The sequence below is a fragment of the Georgenia daeguensis genome (genome assembly GCF_039537705.1).
GTDB lineage: Bacteria > Actinomycetota > Actinomycetes > Actinomycetales > Actinomycetaceae > Georgenia > Georgenia daeguensis.
The window spans coordinates 46,339-67,852 of sequence record NZ_BAABBA010000021.1 but is presented as its reverse complement, the minus strand read 5'-3'; the positions used below and the strand labels follow the sequence as shown (position 1 = coordinate 67,852).

At 68.8% G+C, this 21,514-nt stretch carries 22 protein-coding genes; 10 read left to right on the top strand and 12 right to left on the bottom strand.

Going from position 1 to position 21,514, the window contains the following annotated elements; all coding sequences use genetic code 11:
* Positions 1-335: 335 nt before the first annotated feature.
* The 10 genes from ABD774_RS17330 to ABD774_RS17285 form a co-directional block, all read right to left on the bottom strand.
* On the bottom strand, positions 336-1,514 hold the full coding sequence (locus tag ABD774_RS17330; RefSeq protein ID WP_345043945.1) for a class II aldolase/adducin family protein: 1,179 nt from the start codon (positions 1,512-1,514) through the stop codon (positions 336-338).
* A gap of 57 nt (positions 1,515-1,571) precedes the next feature.
* Positions 1,572-2,459, bottom strand: coding sequence for a 3-hydroxy-5-phosphonooxypentane-2,4-dione thiolase (gene lsrF / locus ABD774_RS17325; RefSeq protein WP_345043943.1), 888 nt, complete (start codon positions 2,457-2,459; stop codon positions 1,572-1,574).
* Between the two features lie 46 nt (positions 2,460-2,505).
* A complete protein-coding gene (locus ABD774_RS17320) occupies positions 2,506-2,895 on the bottom strand; it encodes a cupin domain-containing protein (protein ID WP_345043940.1) in 390 nt (129 codons plus the stop codon).
* Between the two features lie 17 nt (positions 2,896-2,912).
* On the bottom strand, positions 2,913-4,469 hold the full coding sequence (gene lsrK / locus ABD774_RS17315; protein ID WP_345043938.1) for an autoinducer-2 kinase: 1,557 nt from the start codon (positions 4,467-4,469) through the stop codon (positions 2,913-2,915).
* Complete coding sequence (locus ABD774_RS17310) at positions 4,466-5,464, bottom strand: sugar-binding transcriptional regulator (protein WP_345043935.1); 999 nt, start codon at positions 5,462-5,464, stop codon at positions 4,466-4,468. The genes lsrK and ABD774_RS17310 overlap by 4 nt, the downstream gene beginning before the upstream one ends.
* Positions 5,465-5,538: 74 nt before the next feature.
* Positions 5,539-6,024: an RbsD/FucU domain-containing protein gene (locus ABD774_RS17305; protein ID WP_345043933.1), complete on the bottom strand. Its 486-nt coding sequence runs from the start codon at positions 6,022-6,024 to the stop codon at positions 5,539-5,541.
* A gap of 34 nt (positions 6,025-6,058) precedes the next feature.
* The gene (locus ABD774_RS17300; RefSeq protein WP_345043930.1) at positions 6,059-6,796 is read right to left on the bottom strand and encodes an ATP-binding cassette domain-containing protein; all 738 of its coding nucleotides are present in this window, start codon (positions 6,794-6,796) and stop codon (positions 6,059-6,061) included.
* Between the two features lie 81 nt (positions 6,797-6,877).
* Entirely contained in the window at positions 6,878-8,107 is a 1,230-nt protein-coding gene (locus tag ABD774_RS17295) for a substrate-binding domain-containing protein (RefSeq protein ID WP_345043927.1), read from the bottom strand.
* A 60-nt stretch (positions 8,108-8,167) separates the two neighbouring features.
* Positions 8,168-9,277: an ABC transporter permease gene (locus ABD774_RS17290; protein ID WP_345043925.1), complete on the bottom strand. Its 1,110-nt coding sequence runs from the start codon at positions 9,275-9,277 to the stop codon at positions 8,168-8,170.
* Positions 9,278-9,808: 531 nt separating this feature from the next.
* Complete coding sequence (locus tag ABD774_RS17285; RefSeq protein WP_345043922.1) at positions 9,809-10,042, bottom strand: glutaredoxin domain-containing protein; 234 nt, start codon at positions 10,040-10,042, stop codon at positions 9,809-9,811.
* 496 nt (positions 10,043-10,538) lie between these two features.
* Between ABD774_RS17285 and ABD774_RS17280 the strand changes: the two genes are divergently transcribed.
* From ABD774_RS17280 to ABD774_RS17240, 9 genes are all read left to right on the top strand, one after another.
* Positions 10,539-10,733: a hypothetical protein gene (locus tag ABD774_RS17280; RefSeq protein ID WP_345043920.1), complete on the top strand. Its 195-nt coding sequence runs from the start codon at positions 10,539-10,541 to the stop codon at positions 10,731-10,733.
* Between the two features lie 90 nt (positions 10,734-10,823).
* Complete coding sequence (locus tag ABD774_RS17275; protein WP_345043917.1) at positions 10,824-11,120, top strand: hypothetical protein; 297 nt, start codon at positions 10,824-10,826, stop codon at positions 11,118-11,120.
* Positions 11,117-12,496 (top strand): hypothetical protein, encoded by a 1,380-nt coding sequence (locus ABD774_RS17270; RefSeq protein ID WP_345043915.1) that lies wholly within the window; start codon positions 11,117-11,119, stop codon positions 12,494-12,496. The genes ABD774_RS17275 and ABD774_RS17270 overlap by 4 nt, the downstream gene beginning before the upstream one ends.
* A 61-nt stretch (positions 12,497-12,557) precedes the next feature.
* A complete protein-coding gene (locus ABD774_RS17265) occupies positions 12,558-12,845 on the top strand; it encodes a hypothetical protein (protein WP_345043912.1) in 288 nt (95 codons plus the stop codon).
* A gap of 337 nt (positions 12,846-13,182) precedes the next feature.
* Positions 13,183-14,115: a ParA family protein gene (locus ABD774_RS17260; protein ID WP_345043910.1), complete on the top strand. Its 933-nt coding sequence runs from the start codon at positions 13,183-13,185 to the stop codon at positions 14,113-14,115.
* A gap of 167 nt (positions 14,116-14,282) precedes the next feature.
* Positions 14,283-14,594, top strand: coding sequence for a hypothetical protein (locus tag ABD774_RS17255; protein ID WP_345043907.1), 312 nt, complete (start codon positions 14,283-14,285; stop codon positions 14,592-14,594).
* Positions 14,595-14,634: 40 nt separating this feature from the next.
* Complete coding sequence (locus ABD774_RS17250) at positions 14,635-15,387, top strand: hypothetical protein (protein WP_345043905.1); 753 nt, start codon at positions 14,635-14,637, stop codon at positions 15,385-15,387.
* Between the two features lie 108 nt (positions 15,388-15,495).
* Positions 15,496-15,765: a hypothetical protein gene (locus ABD774_RS17245; protein WP_345043901.1), complete on the top strand. Its 270-nt coding sequence runs from the start codon at positions 15,496-15,498 to the stop codon at positions 15,763-15,765.
* 93 nt (positions 15,766-15,858) lie between these two features.
* On the top strand, positions 15,859-16,200 hold the full coding sequence (locus ABD774_RS17240; RefSeq protein ID WP_345043899.1) for a histone-like nucleoid-structuring protein Lsr2: 342 nt from the start codon (positions 15,859-15,861) through the stop codon (positions 16,198-16,200).
* Here the strand turns inward: ABD774_RS17240 and ABD774_RS17235 are convergent.
* Positions 16,182-16,352: an NAD-binding protein gene (locus tag ABD774_RS17235; RefSeq protein ID WP_345043896.1), complete on the bottom strand. Its 171-nt coding sequence runs from the start codon at positions 16,350-16,352 to the stop codon at positions 16,182-16,184. The genes ABD774_RS17240 and ABD774_RS17235 overlap by 19 nt on opposite strands.
* 977 nt (positions 16,353-17,329) lie before the next feature.
* Between ABD774_RS17235 and ABD774_RS17230 the strand changes: the two genes are divergently transcribed.
* Positions 17,330-19,375 carry a HelD family protein gene (locus tag ABD774_RS17230; RefSeq protein ID WP_345043894.1) on the top strand — a complete coding sequence of 682 codons (2,046 nt, stop codon included), beginning with the start codon at positions 17,330-17,332 and terminating at the stop codon, positions 19,373-19,375.
* Between the two features lie 349 nt (positions 19,376-19,724).
* On the opposite strand, the gene ABD774_RS17225 is transcribed toward ABD774_RS17230, so the two are convergent.
* On the bottom strand, positions 19,725-21,410 hold the full coding sequence (locus ABD774_RS17225; RefSeq protein ID WP_345043891.1) for a ribonuclease J: 1,686 nt from the start codon (positions 21,408-21,410) through the stop codon (positions 19,725-19,727).
* Between the last annotated feature and the right edge of the window lie 104 nt (positions 21,411-21,514).

The following is a 21,514-nucleotide window of genomic DNA, read 5'->3' as shown; positions in this document are numbered from 1 at the left end:
CACGACCGAGGAACCCGAAGTGGAAAAGCCGGGCAGACCGGCGAGTCCTCCATGCCCGCACACGAAATGCTTCACGCCGAACGACTCAGAATGACCGACGAAAGCCGACCGGTGGATCGAGGCTGAGCACTGATGCGACGGTGGTGCGCGTTGAGTGGTGTGGTTAGTGGGCGTTCGTATCGTCACCCGCGCTGGCCAGGCAGGCCGGCGGGTCTTCCAGCATGTTCGACCGAATCGACGTCAGTTGGGGCCGGACGAGTTGTTCGAGGACCTGTCCCCCAAACCCGTCGTCTCTCCAGTCGCTGCGGGGCGCCGATCTCATGTGCGTGTGCTGGTCAGGAGGCTGGAGCTGAGGGGCGCAGACGGCGTTGTTCGAGCTCCCAATACTCGATGTCGAAGGCGTGCGCGGGCGTCATGGTGCGGTAGCCGCCGAGAGCCTCGGCGGCGGTGATTATCCGGATGGTGTGCCGGTAGATGTCCTGTACCGCGCGAACCGCGGCAGCGTCCGGCCCGGTGGTGATGAGTCCCAGCCGGGGATGAAGCACCACACGGGGCACGGGGTCGAGCATGCGGGTGGGCACCGAGGTGCGGTGGCGGTGAAGGTCGTAGTAGGCACGGTAGTTCGCCACGAAGGCGTCGACGTCGTCTCCGAGGAGCGGGACACGCTTGGTGCGAATGACGTGCTCCAGGGTGGTCGGTCCACGCTGGGTGATGTCGGCGACGTCGGGGCGGCGGAGGAATGTCTCGATCTCCGTATCGTGGTACTGCGCCACCACCAGGGGGCCGGTGGCGTGCTCATGGAGTTTCTCCCGCAGCCGGTCGAGTTCCGGGCTGGGACTCTCCCGCGTTTGGGCGAAGGGAGACCGGAGCAAGACACCGGTGGCCCCGAAGATGTACGACTCCGCGCGTGCGACCAACTCCAGGTGGTGATCGAGGGCCTCGGCCGGGTCATGCCCGGTGGTGAACAACCCGTGGTGAGCGAGCACCACCGCCGCAGGGCTTCCCGGTTCGTAGGCCTGCCAGGCGGCAAGCACCTCCTTGGCCAGTCGGAAGCCGGGCATGACGTACGGAAGGACGAGGACGTTCTGACCGAGGGCCTCACGGACGACGTGCGGTCCGTGCACCGTGTCGGTGAGCGCCACGATGGCGTCCGCGTGGGTGTGCAGCACGACCGGGGACGGCAGCGCGTGGTGAAGCAGTGCCTCGATCGTCGGCAGCGGATCCTCAGGACGGATCAGCGCGGCCCGGTAGCGATCTATCATCTCGGTGTCGCTCACCGAGTCCTCGGTGAGCATCCGCGCCAAGGCGGCACGGCTCACCGGGACGAGGCCGGACTTGGTGAGATGGCCCAGGTCGAACCCGGATGCTTTCACCCACATGTGGCGGTCGTTCTTGGCGGAGGTGTTGCCCCCGCCGTGCAGTACGAGGTAGGGGTCTTGGCCAAGGCGGCGCGAGACCGCCAGGGTGCCCGCGATCAGTGGGGTGTCGGCGGCCGGCCGATGGTGTTCGCTCATGAGCGCTCCAGCAAGGAGGCCCCGCCCGCCCGGCTGGCGGGCGGGGCCTCCCTCGCCTCAGTCCTGGGCACCGCCGGAGAGCTCGGCGTACATCGTCGCGGCGTCATCGGGGCTCAACCCGTCGTGCACGACGCCGCGCACGGCCTTGATCATCGCTTCGGGAGCCTGCCGCTGGAAGATGTTGCGGCCCATGTCCACACCAGCAGCTCCCTCATCGACGGCTCTGCGAGCCATCGTCAGCGCGTCGAGCACCGGGAGCTTCTTCCCGCCGGCCATGATGACGGGCACCGGGCAGGCGGCCGTGACCTGGGAGAAGCCCTCCTCGCAGTAGTACGTCTTGACCATCTGCGCGCCGAGCTCGGCGATGATGCGCGTGGCCAGGCCAAGGTAGCGAGCATCCCGGGTAAGTTCGCGGCCCACCGCCGTGACACCGAGAACGGGGATGCCGTACTGCAGACCGGCGTCCACCAGTCGGGTCATGTTGTGGACCGACTGGGTCTCCCTCTCCCCTCCGATGAAGACCTGTACGGCCACCGCAGAAGCGTCGATCCGTGCCGCGTCCGACATGTCCATCGCAATCTGCTCGTCGGACAGGTCCTTGAGGATCGACGGGCCACCCGAGGCGCGCACGACCAGCGCACCGGTGCCGGCCGGTGGGATGACTGTCCGGATGATGCCTCGAGTGGCCATGAGGGCGTCGGCGTCCGGGATCAGCGGGACGATGTTGAGGTCCACACGCTCCAGGCCGCTGGTCGGTCCCTGGAAGTACCCGTGGTCAAAGGCGAGCATGACGGTCTTGCCGGTCCGCTGGTCGAATATCCGGCTCAGGCGGTGCTGCATGCCGAAGTCGAGGCCCGAGGCGCCCTTGACGAAGAAGCCGTGGGACTCCTGAGGGATGTCCGTGTGGTAGCTCTTCGCCGCGAGATTGCCTTCGAGGTCAGCCATGGATGAGTTCCTTTCGTGGTGCGGTGCGCGGGATGGTTCCCGGGGGCTATTTCTGAGATGCAGGGGCGGGCTCGGGCACGGGCTGACCGGGCACCCAGGGCACCTGCACGCCGTCTGCGGGGTCGTACGGCGCCTTGATGAACAGAGCGCGGAAATCACCGTCGGACTCGTTGACGAAGTAGTGCATCTCTCCGGGGTCGCAGCGGCGCACGTCGCCCTGACGCATGGTGAACCGCTCGGTGCAGTTCACCCACATCGTCGCCTCGCCCTCGAGGACGATGAAGGTCTCCTCGATCTGGGAGTGGTAGTGGTTGGACGCGTCGTCACCCGGTCGCAGGCGGACCACCCCGATGTCGGTGCGCGGCCCCCGCAGCAGGTAGCCGGGGCCGTACTCCCCGAAACGGTAGGGGGCGTCGTCGATCTTGCTCGTCTCCATGGCGTTCGTCCTTGTCCTCAGGTACCCGGGGCCTGCCACATGGGCACGGTCAGGCCTTCTTCCATCAGCGTGCGCTGCGCGGCGTAAGCACGCCGCCAGCGGTCCTTCACCGAGGCGTAGGCCTCGTTGTTCTTGGCGGACGGCTCCACGGTGCGGTCCCACCGGACCCAGGCACGGGCCGCCGCCGCCGGCGTGGCGTAGAGTCCAGCGCCGCTTGCCGCGCATGCGGCCGTGCCGTGCGCCGTGGCCTCGGTGACGGCCGGGACGCGCAGTGGTCTGCCCACCACGTCGGCGACGATCTGGGCCCAGACCTTGCTCTTGGCACTGCCGCCGGCGAAGACCACCTCTTCAGGCTGGGTGCCGCTGAACTCGGCCACCATCGCCAGATTCGCGTCGGCGACAATGGCGGCGTTCTCGAGCAGTGAGCGGAACATTGCGGCCCGTAGGCGTGGTCCACCGTCCAGAGAGAGGTTCAGGAACGAGGGTGCCGCGTGCTTCCACCGCCGGTAGTTCATGACGTCGGAGAAGATCGGGATGATCCCATCTGCACCGACGGGCACCTCGGCCGCTGCTTCGGTGAGCACGTCCAGCGAGTTGCGCCCGGCCTGCTCGGCCGCCCGAACCTCTGGACCGGCGAACGTGTCGCGGAACCACCGCACTGCTGTGCCTGCGTGGAAGGCGATCGCCTCGGCCTGCCACATCCCGGGCACCGCGGCGGCGTTAACCCTGACCCGCATCTGCGGATCGGTGAGCGGTTGCCCGATGTTGACCTCCTGCTGCCAGAAGGTACCGGCGATGATCATCGCCTCACCGGCGTCCGCCAGTCCGGTGCCGAGTGTGGCCATCTGCGCGTCGCCACCACCGACGACGACAAGGGTGTCGGTGCTCAGCCAGGTGTCCGCCGACGCGCGCCGGTGCACCGTGCCCAGCGGCGCACCCGATTCCCGCACCGGGGGAAGCAGGTCGTCACGAAGCCCGCACAGGGTGGCCAGGTCAGGGTCGCCCTGTCGCGTGGCAAGAGCGAGCAGTCCGGAGGTCGAGCCGTTGCTGGGCTCGATCGCCAGCTCACCGCAGAGGCGGTAGAGCACCCACTCGCTGAGCATCAGAACGGTGGCGGCCTGGTCGTACAGGTCAGGACGGTGGCGTGCCAGCCAACGCAGCCGCGGCTGGGCGGCCAGGGCGAACGTCTGACCTGACCGGGAGTAGAGCTGCTTCTCGACGTCTCCGGCCGCTGCAAGCTCGGCGACCTCCTCGCCGGCCCGGGCATCCACGTTCGCACATGCCCACAGCTCGCGCCCCTGCGCGTCGAGCACCACGATGCCTTCACGCATGGAAGTTGCGCTGACCGCGCTGATCTCCGCGGCGGGCACCGGCGAGGCGGCGAGGACCTCTCGGAGGACCTGAACCACCAGGGCGTAGTTGCGTTCTACGGCGAACCCCATCGATCCCGGGACCCCGGGCTCGGGATCGTGATGCCAGTCCCGTGCCGCGCTGGTGACCGGACGCCCCTCGGCGTCGAAGAGCACGGCGCGGACCGACCCGGTGCCCGCATCGATGGCGATGACGTGACTCATGTCCTTGCTTCCTCAATCTCTGTGCTGTCCGTTGTGGTGGCATCCCCCAGGAGGGCGCGTGCAACCTCCTCGCTCGTGACGAGGACATCCAGGTATCCACCGGCCAGCGCCCCGCGGATTGCCGGTACCTTGTCCATGCCACCGGCAACTCCCACCACGTTGGGGATCGCGCGGAGCTCGTCGATGCCGATTCCGATGCGCCGGTCATTCAGCGGCAGGTCGACGATGTGTCCCTGGCTGTCGTAGAACAGCCCCAGCACGTCCCCGACCGCGCCGGCCGCACCAAAGCGCTGCAGCTCTGCCGTCTCGGCGTACCCGAACTGCGCGAGGGTGGGGAAACCGGTCAGGGCGCCGATGCCGATCAGGGCGTGATCGGCTCCCCGAGCCCGCTCGATCACCTGCCGGACGCCGTCCTCCTGGTACAAGGCCCGGGCCATTTCGGGACTGGAGACCAGGATCGGTGTCGGGATGACCCAGTCATCCGCGCCGTCGGTACCGACCCCGCGCACCTTGCGCAGGGCGGTGACGTAGGCATCGACACCACCGGTGAGGGTGACGGTGCTGACCTGTGTCATCAGGTCGGTGGGGAGCAGGTCGAAGGTCTTCCGAACCGTGTCGCCCCATCCCATCGCGAGAGTTTGTCCGGGCTTGAGCTGGCTCTGGAGGTACTGCGCGCCGCCACGGGCGACGCGCTGGTTGGTCACGCTCTGCTTCTCGGTTGCGTCCCCCACGCTGGGAATCACCAGCGCGTCCCGCAAGCCGTGCACCTCTATGAGGCGACGTCCGACCTCGAAGACCGGCAGGTAGTCGGAGTTGATCGTGAAGGTGACGATGCCTGCCCGGCGCGCCTTCTCCAGCATCCGTCCGGCCGAGGCCCGGGAGACTGAGAGCTTCTTCGCGATCTCGTCCTGGGTGAGCTCGTCGACGTAGTAGTACCACGCCGCCCGTACGAGCTGTTCCTCCAACTCCCACTCCGTGGCGGACTGTCCGGTCATGGTGCACCTGCTTCCCGGCCGGACTCCCGGCCTGCTCACGTGAGGAGGCCGACGATCCCGCCCCCTACCCGCCTCTATTCGACGCCGACGTGCCCGTACTGGCGTGCGCGCTCCAGGCGTTCGTCCCATTCGGCCGGCGGCGGGGCTCCCGTTGAACGGAACCACTCCACCGCGGGGATGCCCGACCACAGCGCGACGTTGCCCCATGGGGTCCATGCGCCCGTGCGGACGACCCACTTCGCCTCCTGGTCCACGGCGTGGTGGAACCAGTCGTTGGGCTCGAACGTGGCCTCAGCATCCGGGAAGATGTCCTTCACGCCGTTGACGACGTTCGGGTTGTCCCCCTCCTTGATGAAGGCCAGCTTCTCCACCCACATCTCCTGCCGAATGGCTCGCAGCACGCTGAACAGGTCGGGGACGTCGGGGCTGAGCGCGAGGTCGATCACTCGCTCGTCGTGCTTGAACGGCAGTCCGGCGTCGGTCACGAGCATGAGGTCGTCGTGCCCCATCGTTGCGATGGCGTAGGACAACTTGGCATTGAGGATTCGTCCGCGTTTCACGGTGTGGCTTCTTCCTTTCGATGGTTGGTGCCGCTCAGGCGGCGATGGAGTCGTCAAGGCCGACCATGAGCTTGACCACTTCGTCCCCGGTCGCGGTGGCGGTGTCGAGGACCCCGGCCACGCGCCCGTGACGCAGAACGGTCAGGCGATGGGCGATGTCGAAGATCTGCTTGATCTGGTGGGTGATAATCACGACGCCCAGGCCCTGCTCGGCGAGAGTGCGGACGACGTCGAGAACCTCCATCGCAGCGCGTGGGCTCAGTGCCGAGGTGGGCTCGTCCAGCACGATCGTGCGCCCGCCGAAGCCAACAGCTCTGGCCATCGCGACGATCTGCCGTTGACCACCGGAGAGGTTCATCACCGGCTGGCTCACGTCGACCTGGCGCACGGAGTACTGATCGATGATCTCCTTGGCGCGCCTGGTCATCTCCGCGTAGCGCAGGAAGCCCAGCGGGCTTCGCACCTCCCGGCCCAGGAAGAAGTTCTGCGCAACGCTCAGCTGCGGGACGACGGACAGGTCCTGGTAGAGCGTCTCGATGCCGTGCGCCCGGGCGTCGCTGGTGCTCTCGAACTGCACCGGTTTGCCGTCGACGTAGATGCTGCCGGCGTCCGGCTTGTACCGCCCGGAGAGGATCTTGATCAGCGTGGACTTGCCGGCACCGTTGTCGCCGACCAGCGCCATGACCTCACCGGGCCGTACCTCGAAGTTGACGTCCTCGATGGCCTTGACGTGGCCGTAACTCTTGGAGACGTTCCTCATCTCGACGTGCATCAGATTTCCCTTCTAGTGCGCGTGGCCTCCCGGTCACGAGCGCGTGGGCTCGGGGCCCCGGGAGGAGGCCCCGAGCGGTGGTCAGCGGTCGATGTCGCCGGAGTAGCGGAAGGCGTAGTCCGTCTTTGCCTCGATCTCCTCCGCGCTCATGCTCTTGTCCACCGTCTCGATGGTGGCGGCGATGACGTACGGGATCTCGTCCTGGCGCCCCTCGGCGTGGAGGCGGATGGCCTCGGCCACGGAGACACCCCAGTCGTCGTTGACGCGGAATGCGGTGACATCCAGGTCACCCTTGATGATGGCGTCGAGCTCGTCCTGGCCTCCGCCCCAACCGTTGACGATCACGTCGTCGAGCATGCCGCGCTCGCGCAGGCCCGCGAGGGCCCCCAGGCTCACCGCGGTGCTGCCGGAGTGCAGCATTGCGATGTCGGGATTCGCGCCGATGAGGGCGTTTGTGCCGGTGTAGGCCTGGTCGGTGTCTCCCTCCGCCTCGTAGTCACCGACGAGTGTCATGTTGGAGTTCTCCTCGAGGCACTCGGCGAACACGTCACTCCGGAGTTCGTCAACGAGGCCCGGCACGTACCGCAGGAGGGCGAACTCGCCCTCGCCGCCGGTCTGCTCGATCGTCCACTCGCACAGTGCCTGCGCTCCCACGGAATGGTCGAAGCCGACGTGGGTGATCGGCTCGCTACCCGGCGTGATGTCGGTGAACGGGTTGACGATGTTCTGCACCAACGTGGGCACGGCCTCGGCCAGACGTTCGAGGTTGCGCTTCTGCGCCGTGTACTCCGAGGGGCCCACGACGACGTAGTCCCACTTGTCGGCCTCAGCGATGATCTGCTCGATCTGGGTGGCCTGTCGGTCGTGCTCGTCGGGCCGGATGAGGAACTCGGTGGTCTCGTACTCGATGCCGAGGTCGTCCAGTCGTCCGGTGATTGCGAGGCCGAGCCGGCCCCAGGCGTCGGAGAGCTCAAGACTGGGGAATAGGAAGGCGATCTTCAGCGGCTCGTCGCTCTCCAGGTTGCTTGCTTCCGCATCGGCCTGGACGAGTTGCATGAAGGCGTCATGACGGGCCTGGTCGTCCGGTGCGGCCTCCCACCACTCGTCGAGGTGGTAGTACCCGCGCTCCTCCGCCGCTGCGGGGACCGCGACGTCGCCGACCCCACGGCCATCATTCGCCGAACCCTGACTCTCGGTGTCACCGCCCTGAGGTGAGTCTTCGCCACCCCCGGCCTGCCCGCAGGCGCCGAGGATCATTGTGGAGGCGAGCACGGCTGCGACAAGGGCCTTCTGCTTGCGGACAGTCTTCATTGACATTCCCTTTTCTCAGGTCCCGACACATGGGGACGCTCATGGTGTGTTGCGGTGGTGTCAGACGGATGCGGTGGGGCGTGCTGCGGGGACGGGGACGTCCTCCTCGGCCAGGCGTTGCTTGGTTGCGGCCTTGGCCGCGCGGCGAGCCCGTCGCTTGTCGGCCGTGCTGTGCATGGCGATCGTCACGAGGATGACGATCCCGGCCATGATGAACTGCCAGAAGGAGTCGAATCCGAGCAGGATGACCGCGTTGAAGATCATCGCCAGCAGAATCGCGCCCAGCAGGGAGCCGATCATCGACCCACGCCCGCCGAACAGGTCCGTCCCACCGACGAGTACGGCGGCGATGGTGAGCAAGAGGATCTCCACCGCACCGGAGGCAACGACGGCATCGAGGCGACCGGTCATGACAATTCCGGCAAAACCGGCGAGGGCCCCCATCAGCGTGTATGCGCCGATGCGGTACCGTCCGACGTCGATTCCCATGCGGCGCGCGGACTCCTCGTCGCCGCCCACGGAGTGCACCCGAAGGCCGTAACGCCGGTATGTCCAGACGATGTGGGCCACCAGGAAGGTGCCGAGCATAAGCACGATCGGCACAGGGATCTGGCCGAGGATCCGTCCACTGCCGATCCAGACGATGATTTCGGGGAAGGCGTAGAACACCGCACCGCCGGCATAGAGCAGCGCGATGCCGCGCCAGACCAACTCGCTGCTGAGCGTCGCGATGAAGGCGGGGATGCCTACCTTCTCGATCATCAGACCGTTCACCAGGCCGGCCATCGAGCCCGCGACCAGTGCTGCCGCCATACCGACGATGGCTGGAGCGCCAAAGTCCTTGATCACCGCGGACATAACAACGCTAGAGAAAATGAGGATGCCCCCGATTGAGAGGTCGATGCCCTTAGTCGTGATGACCACGGTCATGCCCACGGCCAGGATGCCCACGATGGAGGCATCCAAGAGCACCGCCTTGAGGTTGCCCATGGCGAAGAAGTTGGGCTGGAAGATCAGCATGATGAGGCCCAACCCCATGATCATGGCCGCTGGGGCGATGACCGGGGCTGGCACGGGGCCGGACATGAATAGCCTTCTCCACCCGGCCGCCTCGGTGGACACGGCGCCGCCCTTGTGCCGGCTCCCGCCCGTCGTCGTCGCGTTGTCCATGGTGCGAGATCGCCTCCTGTCCGTTGGGTGCTGCCCGCGCCGCGGCCAGCTCGCTCTTCCTGTGCCTCCGGGCGCGGCGGCGCCCGTCTGTGCTGCCTGTGTATGCCTGAAGCGCTGAGCAGGCGGTGTCTTCGGGGGTAGGGGGAGAGTCACCGGACGGCTCGAGCTAGCGGCGGTGAACCGCTGGATCCTGTGTCACGACATCGTGATCAGTTGCTCACGCTATGGGCATGTGCGCAAACATACGAGGTGACCCAGGACACGTCAAGGAGATTGACCGCCGTTGCGGACAGTCGTCGTTCGCGGGCACCTGAGAATGCCTCCCTGCCTACCCGCGGACCGGGCATCCATACGCGACCACGTCGAAGGCGCCTTCTGTCCCAAGCGATAAGAGGTGCGGGGAACGACGAAAATCAGACCGAAGTCATGCGGACTCGTCGAGAAGCCGCGGCCAGGCGCGGCACTTTGGGGCTGAAGGTACCGCCAAGCCCCCCACCCCGCCGTGCACCGCCGCGACCTCCCGACCCTCAATCAAGCTCGCGTGATCTCCTTGATCCGGTCCGGCCGGAACCCTGACCACCACTCCCGTCCCGTGGTCACGACCGGGGCCGCGGTGAACTCCAGCGCCAGCAGCAGCTCCCTCGCCGCCGCGCTCGCCTCCAGGTCCACCACCTCGTACTCGACGCCGGCCCGCTCCAGCGCCCGCTGCGTCAGCCGGCATGCCTGGCACCCACCCTGGGCGTACACGACCACCTGTGCCCCCATGACCCACTCCTCCCCTGAACGTTTTTCTTGCCCTTCCTGGCAGCAGTTCGATCGGAGCCGCGATGGGACGCCAGAGGTCCAGTCGGGGAACCGGCGGACAAGAACGAATCTGGGACGAAACAAGCGACGAAGGAGCGCGTCACAGAATCTTTCGCAGGCCGCCGGCGCGCAGCGCCCGACTTGACCGGCGGCGGCCGCGGCTCAGACTCGGACGCCAGGAAGGGAAAGAAACAGAGAGACTGCGGGCGACCGCGCAGCGGGCGCACCTTGCGGGGAGCAGTAGACCCAGCCACCAGCTCGACCGAGACCCCCGTCACCCCGGCGCACCACCCGAACGGCTGTTCGACAATAGTTGCATGCGAACCCAGCCACCCACTGACAACGCCGGTCCCACCTCGTCCTCCTTCGCTCCACGCACCGAGGTCAACTCGTCTGGAACGGTCCGCGCGAACCCGCCTGGTACGAGGGCCACCAGCGCATCCTCAACTGCCACGACGTGCCGGCGCGGTTCACCCGGGCCCGGGTCCCCATCCCCGTGCGTGCCCGTATCGAGTGGGAGACCGACGGCGTCGAGTTCATCGAGACCGTCGCGACCGCCTGGACCCACAGCCTCGCCCTGGTTGCGGTCGACGACGCCCGCTCACGCTTCCGTGGCGTCTGGGTCGACGTCGGCGAGGTGGTCCGGAGATGACCCGCCCGGCGCCTGTGGACGAGCGCCGTCGCCGGGGACTTATGCGCCTGGCTCTTGTTTCATGTCAGTGATGGCCGAAATGATCTCGGCATGGTGAGCATCGACACGACTCCTGAGACCGAGGCCATGGCACGGGCGCGAGCCGCGCTCTTCGCCCTGAACGAACGACCCGACGACATCGGCGCCCAGGCCGCCGGGGCGCTGTTCGCCCTCAACTCGGTCCACCCGCCCTACCCGCCGGCCCGGCCGCTGCCTGCTGGAGAGGTCCCGACGATCGAGCAGGCACGAGAGCTGCTCATCGCGGCCGCCGAAGCCAGCACGGACGTGCCCGAGCTCGGGCGTATCGCCCTGGCCGGCGACGCCCTCAACACCCCCATCGTTCGATGAGCTACCGCCAGCACAGCGCGGAGCTCGCGCAGCACATGGCCGTCCTGACCATCACAGGCGCATCGCACCGACTCGACAACGACGGCCTCGACGCGGCACTTCTCGCGCGGCGAGCCACCCTGGACCTGATCCGCCAGACCGTGGCGACGGCCACCGAGAACCCCGCCCCTGCTGCGCCACCGGCCCCGCGACGCCCCGGTCTCGCCCGCGGCGACAGGGTGGCCCAGGTCGAGGACGGACCAGTGCGCGACCTCCTCGAGCAGCCCACGATCGCCTACCAGCGCACGCTCGCCGCCTACCCCGCTCCCCCGGCTCAGCTCTCCCTCGGCGAACGCGGCGCCACCGCACCTGAGGAGTCGGACCCGACGACCGAGTCCTGGTTCGCCATCGCGAAGGCCGCCACCCTCGCCCTCCACGACTTCTCCGACCTCCCCCAGCTCGAGGACGAGCACCGCTGGACGGTCGTGGCTGACGCGGCCGCCATCGGCCGCACCCTCTACGTCCTGGACGGTCACCTCCTCGAGGCCGCCGAGGCACTGGCCGACCTGGACCCAATGGTCCTGGCGGATCTGCGGAGGACCCGCGACAGCGCCATGCCCCTGGCCGCCGAAGAGGCCAGCGCCCTGGCACACGGCGGCCCACTGCCCGACCTCGACACCGTCCCCACCGAACCGCAGACAACGACACCGGTGCGGGTGAACTCCCCACGGGCCGCCGTCGAGGGACAGGCCAGGCTGCGTCGCCAGCTCACCGCCGCCAAGGACATCAGCCCCGACGTCCTCGGCTACACCGCCTGGACACAGGCACAGCTGATGGGCGCCGCCGCGCACCTGCTGAAGGACCACGACCCAGGCAGGGCCCGGCTGGCCGCCACCATCAGCGACCAGCTGCTCCAGGTACGCCTGCGCGACCCGCAGGTCGCGGCCCTGGCGCCCGGGTCCCGGCTCCCCCTCAACCAGTCCGCCGAGATTAAGCGCTACCTCGACGCCGCCATGGCCACCGACCCCACCAGCACCGACGCTGATCATGTGCGCCGCAGCATGAGCGCGATCGTGGACCACTCCCCCGGCGTCGTCGAGGCGCTGGCCAAGGCGGCGAACAGCCAGGTCTACGGCCACCGCTGGGTCGTCGCCTACGCCGGCCAGGAAGACTCCCCATCACCGTGGGGCGCATGGCACGACGGACTCGACGAGCCCAGGCTGTGCACGCAGCTCGACCAGGCAGCAACGGTCGCGGCCGCCGCCCAGATCCGCGCACCGCAGCCCCCCGTCAGGTACACACCCCAACCACCCGCCCACAAGACGCTCGCCGACGTCAGCAGAACCCGATCCCGCCCTGCCGCCCCTGCGCTCAGACAGCCCGACATCGGACGCTAGACCCCGCAGAACGGCAGGCAAGCAGCCGCGCACCCCACTGAGACCACCAGAGGATCAGCCAATGCCCTACCCCGAGGACTACCAGCACGCCGCCGACGCTCCCCTGCCCGGCGACGACGACCCCACTCCCCTCCCCCGGCGCCAGCTCCAGAAGGCCGACGCAATCCTCACCGCATACCTGGACGGCGCCGAGATGTGGGCCGAAGCCCTGCCCGACGTCGCCGCTCTCCTGCGAGCCGGCCACATGCACGACCTCACCAGCACCGGACAGGTCCGCGGCGTCCCCACCATCGAAGAAGCCGCCGCAGCGCTCGACACCTGGCCATGGCCAACCCCGCCGCAGACCTAGCACCTGATCCGCCGAGAACCGCGCCGCGCAGTTGCGCGGCACCAGCGCGGCGGACATCCAAACTCTGGAAGTACCGAAGTACCGAAGTACGGCAGTTTGCGAGTACCAAACTTCGCTAGTAACGGACTAACAGAGTGACAGTGTGTTGGACCCGAACCCGTGGCGGTAGGGGCCATCCCGTATCTCCAGGCAGCCGGGTACTCGCAGAGAAACAGAGTGCCAGAGTTACAGACTCCGGAAGTGCCGAGGTAACGAACTAACAGACTTCCGGCGCGGCGTACCACGCCGTCCGATCCGGGGAAGGCACGATGAAGTCGCGCAAGCAGAAGGAGATCTGATGGGTACCGGACTCGAACGTGTGGTCGCCGTGGTCAACGGCAAGGGCGGCGTCGGCAAGACGACGATCACCGCCAACCTCGGCGGAATGCTGGCTGCCAGCGGTTACCGCGTCCTGCTGGTCGACATGGACCCGCAGGGCAACCTGGCCGAAGAGCTGGGCTACACCCACAGCGACATCAACGACGACGGCCTCGCCCTCGCCCAGGCACTCACCTTCGCCGGCGCCCCGCAGCCGGTCGCCGGGATCCGCGAGAACCTCGACGTCCTCGTCGGGGGGCCGCACCTGGACATGGCGGCAGCCGGCCTGACCATGAAGGCCCAGAAGGACCCCACGGCGGCCAAGCTCGCCCTCGCCGAAGCACTCACACCCCTGGCCGGCGGGTACGACCTGATCTTCATCGACTGCCCGCCCGGGCAGGAGACCCTCCAGCAGGCCGCCCTCGCGGCCGCCCGCTGGGCCCTCATCCCGGTCAAGACCGATGCGTCCTCGAGGAAGGGCCTGCGTGACGTGGCCAGGCGTCTGGACGCCGTCGTGGACCTCAATCCCGACCTCGACCTCCTCGGCGTCGTGCTCTTCGGCGTCAACCGCTCGGCGAAACGCGTCTCCGAGACCGCCCGCGAGGCCATCGAGCAGGACCTCGGGGAGGGGGCGCCCATCTTCGCCACCTCCATCCGGCACGCCGAAGCCGCCGCACAGGAGAGCCGCGAACGAGGCCTGCTGGTGTTCGAGCTCGAAGAAGCCGTGCTCTCGGCTCCCAAGTGGTGGGAGCTTCGACGCGATCGCGCACAGCACGACGGTCCGCGCTCGCGCAGCGCCGTCGGCCTCGCGGAAGACTTCCAGGCCCTCGGCGGGGAAGTCATCGAGCGGATCACGGCGAGCGAAGCAGATCAGGTAGTCGCCGGCGCGCCGGCGGGGGAGGAGCGCAAATGATGAGCGAGGCGCCTCGGCGCACCCTGAGCGGGCTGGCACCGAAAGCCGCACCGTCGGGCAACTCACGACTCATCCGCAGCAAGCGGTTGGCGGAAGCACCCGCAGCGCCAAGCGCCCCGGCGACGACCAGCGCCCCGCCCGCAGTAGACCCAGTCCCCGTGCGCACGGTGCGCACTCCGGAAGTAACAGAGTTACGGAGTACCGGGCGGGCCGGTGAGGGCCCCAAGTACCAGCAGCTGCGCCGCCGCGAGTCCCGCGTGCACTACGACCAGGCCGACGCGCTGACCCTGCTGACCAGACGACTGAACAAGGCCCGCCGGCAGCCCGACGGGACCACGGTGGGGGAGCGCATCACCGACAACACCCTCCTTCGGGTGGCCATCGACCTGCTCCTCGCCCGGGCCGACGATCTCCACGGCACGACAGAGGCAGAGCTGGCAGCGAGCCTCGGGCTCACGCCACGTCACGACGTCCAGTAGGCGCAGCCGCCCAGAACCGCGAGCACCCGAGAGGAAGCAGATGACCACCGCCCCGGACGCCGAGGCCACCACCGAGCCCGACCCGATCGCCCAGGCGATCACCGCACTGACCGCGGCCGCGCGCCAGACCCGCGTGCGCGGGGCCGGCACCGAGAGCGAGAGTGTCGAGCCGGTCGACTTCGCCGAGATCGCCTGCCACGTCATCACCACCGTCGCGGCCAACGTCGGGGGCGTGGAGACGCTGCTGGCCGGCCGCCCCGGCTCCTGGGAAGCCGACTATGTGCGTCAGATCGTCGCCAGCACCGCGCCCGAGGATGAGCTGTGGCGCTGGCGCACCGAGCCGGTGCGCCTGCACCTGGATGTCGCCGGCACCTTCGACGACTTCGGCCTGTACGAGCTGGCGGAGGAGGAACTCCGCGCGGCCGCGGCGCGCACGGTCGGCGAGAGCGTCAGCGACGCGGAGCTCGAAAGGGCCGAGAGCCTTCTCGAGGCCATCGATCGTCTGCGCGAGCAGGACATGAACGCCTACGCCCAGGCGTACGCCGCAACGGTGCGTCAGGTGCTCACCGAGCGGGGCATCGAGGTCGACGTCGAAGTGATCCGCACACCCGACTTCCAGGCCCCCGCAGAGCCTTGGGACGCACTCACCGACGAGCTGCACGCGATCGCCCGGGAGCGAACCCCGCTACCAGCGACCGGTCAAGCTCCCGACTGGTCCACCGGCAGCCCCGTCGACGCCGTGCGCGCAGCCGGGCGCACCTATACCGCCCGGACCGAAAAGGAGGCACGGTGATCGATTGGCGGCCGCCCGTGGTGCGCCGCCGGAGACGGCGACAGCGAATCGGGAGGACTAGCTCCCAATTAACTGCGGTGGTCCGTCGTCGGCCAATAACGTCGCCCCGTGCCGCTCGAGCAGGGACCTTACGACGAGGTCGCGTACACCCTCACACCTGACCAGTACGGCCAGCCCGTCAAGAAGGCAGACCTTCCCGTCCCAGCCCTGGCGTGGGTCCGCCACGGGGACGGCCGCCATCACCTGGTTGACGCCGTCGCGACCGCGTGGACACCGCGGGCGGTCCAAGTCCAGTACACCGCAGACGATGACGTAAGCGCCCTCTCGGTCTGGGTCTGGGCAAATGCCGTCATCCGCCGCTGGGACAACCACGAATAGCCGGGCAGAGCGGGCGCCATCGGTTCTGAAGTTCTCCCCGCATCCCCTAATGTGGGGACCCCTCAACAATGTGTTCTGCCCAAGGAGCCCGTCGTGGCACAGAAGAAGCACGTGGTGCTTATCGACGATCTAGACGGTTCGCCTGCCTCGGAGACCGTGGCCTTCAGCCTTGACGGCGCCGATTACGAAATGGACCTCAACGAAGCGCACGCCGAAGCGCTGCGTGAGTCTTTCGCCGAGTGGATCGGTCACGCTCGCAGGGTGAGTGGCCGAAAGAAGTCCACCGGGCGCCGTGGTGCCTCATCGACGGCTGCGTCCCCCTCGGCCTTCGACACCGCCAAGGTCCGGGAGTGGGCACGGCAGAACGGCTACACCGTCTCGGATCGAGGGCGTATCCCGTCGAGCGTCCGCGAGGCCTATTCGCTCGCGAACTGAGCCTCCGCCAGCATCGTCACGCGGGCGCCGAGGCGGGCGAGAAGCTGAGCCTGCTCAAGGGAGACGTAGCCGTCGCCGACGATCAGGAGTGAGTCGGGCAGGTGCTCTGCTTCCGCGGCGTCATCGCGCAGTTCGACGAGGGTGGTGCGCACCGCTGGATACCGACGGGCTCCGCCTCGACACGGTCGGGGTGGAGACCGGCGACCTGGTGACGGCCCAGCGATCGGTGCCACACCGGAGGGGTGCGGCGAAGCTCGCCGTCATCATCGGCTCTGTCATCGCTGCCGCCCAGGGCGGGGTCGCGCTCCGGCTACGTGCCGCGGTATGGATCCGGGGCGCGCGGCGGCACCACGGCGCTGACCGGTCCGCCCGGGTGTCGCCTGTCGGTCGGGACAGACGCGGCGCGTAGAGGCGCCGGTATCAGGGAATCGGGAGTGCGGGGGATGCGACGCCAGTTGAAGAATTCTCCTGGACACAGCCAACGTCCCGCCCCCAGGTTGCCGGGGGGTGGGACGTTTGCGGGTCGCCTCAGGCCAGACCGGCTCGCCGGTAGCTGTCCGGCGAAGCGCCGGGACTCATCGGTGCCCCCTGGGGCTCCGGCGTGCCCGGCGGCGGTGAGCCGGGGCTCTTGGGAACCACGCCTCCTGCCGTCCAGCCGGGCGTGGGATTGCCCGGGCTCTTCGGGATCGCGTGGGAGTACACCGTTCCCGGGGGCGGCGAACCCGGGCTGCTCGGCACGACGACCGGACTGCTGGGGTCGACGGCCGCACGGCTCCGGTCGACGACCAAACTTTCCTGTGACAACGTCAGCAGGATCACCTCCTGTGCTACGGGTGGGTGGCCGGACGCTCCGGCCCTTTACGACCATGCGTGCCGTCCGGGCTCACGGACAAGCAGCGAGAGCGAGAAGGAAGCAAGGTCACATCCGCCGCTGGGTGCGCGTCGGGGGCGCGGCGGCTGCGTGGCCGGCGTAACAGCATCAGCCATCGAAACCTAACCTCACGTGACGGTAGAGTAGGTGTCCGGTGGTGTGTGGAGGGACCCGACCGGTTCCCCTGCCGCCGCGCCACGTCATGTGGCCCCGTCGTCGTCCGTCCGGAGTGTTGTCGTGCCCGTCGAGAGTGTCGCTGTGTCCGAGGTCCAGGCCGAGCTGCGGGCCGAGGTCGATCACCATGACCGGGTGCGGGCGGCGATGGGGGCGATGCGACGCACGACGATCGATCTCGTGGCGGGTTTTCGGTCCGACTTCATTGAGGGCAAGGCGAACCGTTTCGCCCACGACGGCGGCCCGGACCACAACCTCGGCTCCGCCATGGCGAGGTACCGGGACGATCGCCTGGAGAACCTCGCGGACCGGGACATTCCCCTGTTCTTCGGGCGGCTCTGGCTCGACACGGGGCAGGACTACCACCTCGGCCGTCGCCATGTGCGCGACGAGTCCGACCGGGCGACCCCGCTGGTGATCGACTGGCGGGCGCCGGTGGCGGAACGCTACTACCGGGCCTCGATGCATCAGCGGCTGGAGGTCTGCCGGCGTCGGCGCTTCGGCTTCCAGGGCAGCGTGCTGACCGGGTTCGAGGACGAGGACCTCCGGCTGGGCGAGGACTTCTCCTCGGAGCTCCTGACCGCCGAGATCGAGCGGCCCCGCACCGGGCCGATGCGGGACATCGTCGCCACCATCCAGCCTGAGCAGGACGAGCTGATCCGCCGCGAGCTCGCCACCACCCTGTGCGTGCAGGGAGCGCCGGGCACCGGGAAGACCGCCGTCGGGCTCCATCGTGCGGCGTGGCTGCTCTACAGCTACCCGAACAAGCTCGGGAGGAGCGGAATGCTCGTGGTCGGCCCCAACGACGGCTTCCTGCGCTACATCGGCGGGGTGCTGCCGACCCTGGGCGAGAGTGCGGTGTGGCAGGTGACCGTCGAGGAGCTCACCGGCGCGGTGGACGCGCGGTTCGACGAGCCTGTCGACGTCACCCGCCTCAAGCACGACGCCCGGATGGCGCAGGTGTGCGAGCGCGCCGTCTGGAGCCACGTGGGCGCCGTCGAGGAGGAGGTGATCATCGCCCATGCCGGGGGGCGGTGGGTCCTCGACGGTGACTACCTTGCCGACGCGGTCAACAGGGCCATCGCGGGGTCGCGCACGTGGACGATCGGCCGGAAGGCGGTGGAGCAGGCCGTGGTCCGGGGTGTGGTGCGTCAGTTCGAGGTCCGCCATCTCCGGTCGCCGGAGAGCCGGTGGGTCACTGAGCTGAAGCGCCAGCCCGCCTTCAAGGCGCTCCTCGATGCCGTCTGGCCCCGGCTGACCGCCAGGCAGGTGCTGCGCAGGCTCTACGTGGACGAGAAGTTCCGTGCCTCGGTGTGTAGCGGGCTCCTCACCGACGAGGAGACGGCGCTGCTGCGCCGGGGCAAGGGGGCACTCAAGCTGGCCGCCGCCGACCTGCTGCTGCTCGACGAGATCCAGGGCCACCTGCGGCCCATCGCGTCCGAGAAGACCTACGGGCACGTGGTCGTGGACGAGGCGCAGGACCTCTCGCCCATGCAGTGCCGCGCCGTCGCCCGGAGGTGCCCGTCCGGGTCCCTGACCGTGCTCGGGGACCTCGCCCAGGGCACGACGCCGTGGGCGGCGGACCGGTGGGAGACGCAGATGGAGCACCTGGGCCGCGAGGACGTGGAGTACACCGAGCTGACCGCCGGGTACCGCGTGCCGGGCGTCATCATCGACCTCGCCAACCGGATCCTCCCGCACCTGGGCGTCGCGGTCTCCCCGGCACGGTCCGTGCGCTCGGACGGCTCCGTCGACGTCGTCCGCAGCGACGACCTCGCCGGCGCGACCGTCGAAGCGGTGAAGAGAGCCCTCGACGACGAGGGCCTGGTCGGTGTGATCGCGGCGGAGGAGACCCTCGAGGCCGTGCGGCAGGCGCTGCCCGCCAGCGACCGCGTGGAGGTGGTCCCGGCCGCTCTGGCCAAGGGGCTGGAGTTCGACCACGTCGTGGTCGCCGAACCGGCCGAGGTCGTCGCGGCACCGGCGACCGGCGGCGAACCCCGCGACGGCGTGGGCCTGCGGCACCTGTACGTCGCCCTGACCCGCGCCGTCTCCCGCCTCACCATCGTCCACACCCGGCCGATCCCGCCCGAGCTCGGCCAGCTGCCGTCACGGGCTCGAGCGGTGGCCTGACGTCGACGGCAGGCCCGCCGGCCCGGCGAGCGCAGAGCTCGAGCCGGCAGATGGGACGGCGCCTTCGCGGGGTCGGGAAGAAAGTGAGTGAACCTCCCTCGTCCGCGAAGGCCCGTCTACGCTAACCCGCGGTGACGGCCTGCGACGAGGCCCGCAGTGCAGGCTCGGCGCCGGCCGGAGGTCCTTCGATACGCCGGGTGTCGTCACCGGTTGTCTCCGGGGTGTTCGCCGGCGAACTGGTCGACGGTCGGCGGTGGGGGCGGTGACGCGCGTCGCGCCGGCGCCCGGTGGTCGGCGTGAGCTTGAGGATGAGTGTCATGGGTCCTTCCTTCAGGGGTGACCGGGGGGCTCAGGCGTCGACGACGATGGCCATGACGGCGGGCTCGCGCCGGTAGGCGCGTTGGAGGTAGCGGCTGACGGCGTCGGCGATCGTCTTCTCCAGCCCGGCGATGTCGTCGACGTTCTTCTCGTGCGCCCGCGCCAGGGCCTTCTTCACCTCGGCGGTCGCGCCGGCGAAGGTGCGCTCGTCGTGCACGAAGCCCTTGGTGAGGAACTCCAGGGGCTCGGTGGGCTGGTTGGTGTCGGGGTCCAGCAGCGCCAGGACGGTGACGACGCCGCCGGTGCCGAGCAGGCGGCGTTCGGCGAGGGTGTCCTCCGTGGCGGCACCGACGGTCTGGCCGTCGACGTAGACCAGGCCGGCGGGCACCCTGCCCGAGATCCTGGCGCGGCCGTCGACGAGGTCGACGGTGACGCCGTCGGCGGCGATGACGACCTGGTCTGCGGGGACGCCGGTGCGCCGGGCGAGCTCGGCGTTGGCGTGCAGGTGCTTGGACTCCCCGTGCACGGGCATGACGTTGCTGGGCCGGACGATGTTGTAGCAGTAGACCAGCTCGCCGGCGCTGGCGTGGCCGGAGACGTGGACCTTGGCGTTGCCCTTGTGCACGAGGTTGGCGCCCAGGTCGGTGAGCTTGTTGATCACGCCGTAGATGGCGTTCTCGTTGCCCGGGATCAGGGAGCTGGCCAGCAGGACGGTGTCGCCCTCGCCGACGCGGATCTGGTGGTCGCCGTTGGCCATGCGCGCGAGGGCGGCCATGGGCTCGCCCTGCGAGCCGGTGCACACGAGGGTGACCTTCTTGTCCGGCATCGACTCGAGCTTCTTGAAGTCGACGACCAGACCGCGGGGGATGTTCAGGTAGCCGAGGTCGCGGGCGATGCCCATGTTGCGGACCATCGAGCGGCCCACGAAGGCGACCTTGCGCCCGTGGGCGTGGGCGGCGTCGAGGACCTGCTGGATGCGGTGCACGTGGCTGGCGAAGCTGGAGACGATGATCCGGCGCGGGGCCGTGGCGAAGACGTGGTCGATGGCCGGGGTGAGGTCGCGCTCGGACATCGTGAACCCGGGGACCTCGGCGTTGGTGGAGTCCGTCATGAACAGGTCCACCCCCTCCTCGCCGAGGCGCGCGAAGTGCCGCAGGTCCGTGATCCGGTCGTCGAGGGGGAACTGGTCCATCTTGAAGTCGCCGGTGTGCAGCACCAGCCCGGCGGCGGTGCGGATCGCGACGGCCAGGCCGTCGGGGATGGAGTGGTTGACCGCGACGAACTCCAGATCGAAGGAGCCGACCGTGCGGCGGTCGCCCGCCTCCACGTGGACCGTCCTCGGCGTGATGCGGTGCTCCTTGAGCTTGGCCGTGATGAACGCCAGGGTCAGCTCCGAGCCGATGACGGGGATGTCGGCCCGCTCCTTGAGCAGGTAGGGCACCCCGCCGATGTGGTCCTCGTGGCCGTGGGTCAGCACGATGGCCTCGATGTCGTCGAGGCGGTCCCGGATGGAGGTGAAGTCCGGGAGGATGACGTCGATGCCGGGCTGGTGCTCCTCGGGGAAGAGGACGCCGCAGTCGACGACGAGGAGCCGGCCGGCGTGCTCGAAGACCGTCATGTTGCGGCCGACCTCGCCGAGCCCGCCGAGCGGGGTGACGCGCAGCCCGCCGGTGGGCAGCGGCGGCGGGGCCTTGAGATTGCTGTGGGCGGTGGGCATGGGTTCACGCTTTCGTCGTGCGGACTGGTCAAGAGAAGGGGCTGGCGGGAGAGACGCGCGCAACCCAAATACAGTTACGTTAGGGTAGAGATGTCCGAAGGTCC

What these genes read in the sequence shown, in the direction of transcription:
- ABD774_RS17330 (WP_345043945.1), bottom strand. Translation starts at nt 1,514, where the DNA reads ATGAGCGAACACCATCGGCCGGCCGCCGACACCCCACTGATCGCGGGC.
- ABD774_RS17290 (WP_345043925.1), bottom strand. Translation starts at nt 9,277, where the DNA reads ATGGACAACGCGACGACGACGGGCGGGAGCCGGCACAAGGGCGGCGCC.
- ABD774_RS17275 (WP_345043917.1), top strand. Translation starts at nt 10,824, where the DNA reads ATGGTGAGCATCGACACGACTCCTGAGACCGAGGCCATGGCACGGGCG.
- ABD774_RS17225 (WP_345043891.1), bottom strand. Translation starts at nt 21,410, where the DNA reads ATGCCCACCGCCCACAGCAATCTCAAGGCCCCGCCGCCGCTGCCCACC.
- ABD774_RS17300 (WP_345043930.1), bottom strand. Translation starts at nt 6,796, where the DNA reads ATGCACGTCGAGATGAGGAACGTCTCCAAGAGTTACGGCCACGTCAAG.
- lsrK (WP_345043938.1), bottom strand. Translation starts at nt 4,469, where the DNA reads ATGAGTCACGTCATCGCCATCGATGCGGGCACCGGGTCGGTCCGCGCC.
- ABD774_RS17265 (WP_345043912.1), top strand. Translation starts at nt 12,558, where the DNA reads ATGCCCTACCCCGAGGACTACCAGCACGCCGCCGACGCTCCCCTGCCC.
- ABD774_RS17295 (WP_345043927.1), bottom strand. Translation starts at nt 8,107, where the DNA reads ATGAAGACTGTCCGCAAGCAGAAGGCCCTTGTCGCAGCCGTGCTCGCC.
- ABD774_RS17285 (WP_345043922.1), bottom strand. Translation starts at nt 10,042, where the DNA reads ATGGGGGCACAGGTGGTCGTGTACGCCCAGGGTGGGTGCCAGGCATGC.
- ABD774_RS17310 (WP_345043935.1), bottom strand. Translation starts at nt 5,464, where the DNA reads ATGACCGGACAGTCCGCCACGGAGTGGGAGTTGGAGGAACAGCTCGTA.
- ABD774_RS17250 (WP_345043905.1), top strand. Translation starts at nt 14,635, where the DNA reads ATGACCACCGCCCCGGACGCCGAGGCCACCACCGAGCCCGACCCGATC.
- lsrF (WP_345043943.1), bottom strand. Translation starts at nt 2,459, where the DNA reads ATGGCTGACCTCGAAGGCAATCTCGCGGCGAAGAGCTACCACACGGAC.
- ABD774_RS17260 (WP_345043910.1), top strand. Translation starts at nt 13,183, where the DNA reads ATGGGTACCGGACTCGAACGTGTGGTCGCCGTGGTCAACGGCAAGGGC.
- ABD774_RS17320 (WP_345043940.1), bottom strand. Translation starts at nt 2,895, where the DNA reads ATGGAGACGAGCAAGATCGACGACGCCCCCTACCGTTTCGGGGAGTAC.
- ABD774_RS17270 (WP_345043915.1), top strand. Translation starts at nt 11,117, where the DNA reads ATGAGCTACCGCCAGCACAGCGCGGAGCTCGCGCAGCACATGGCCGTC.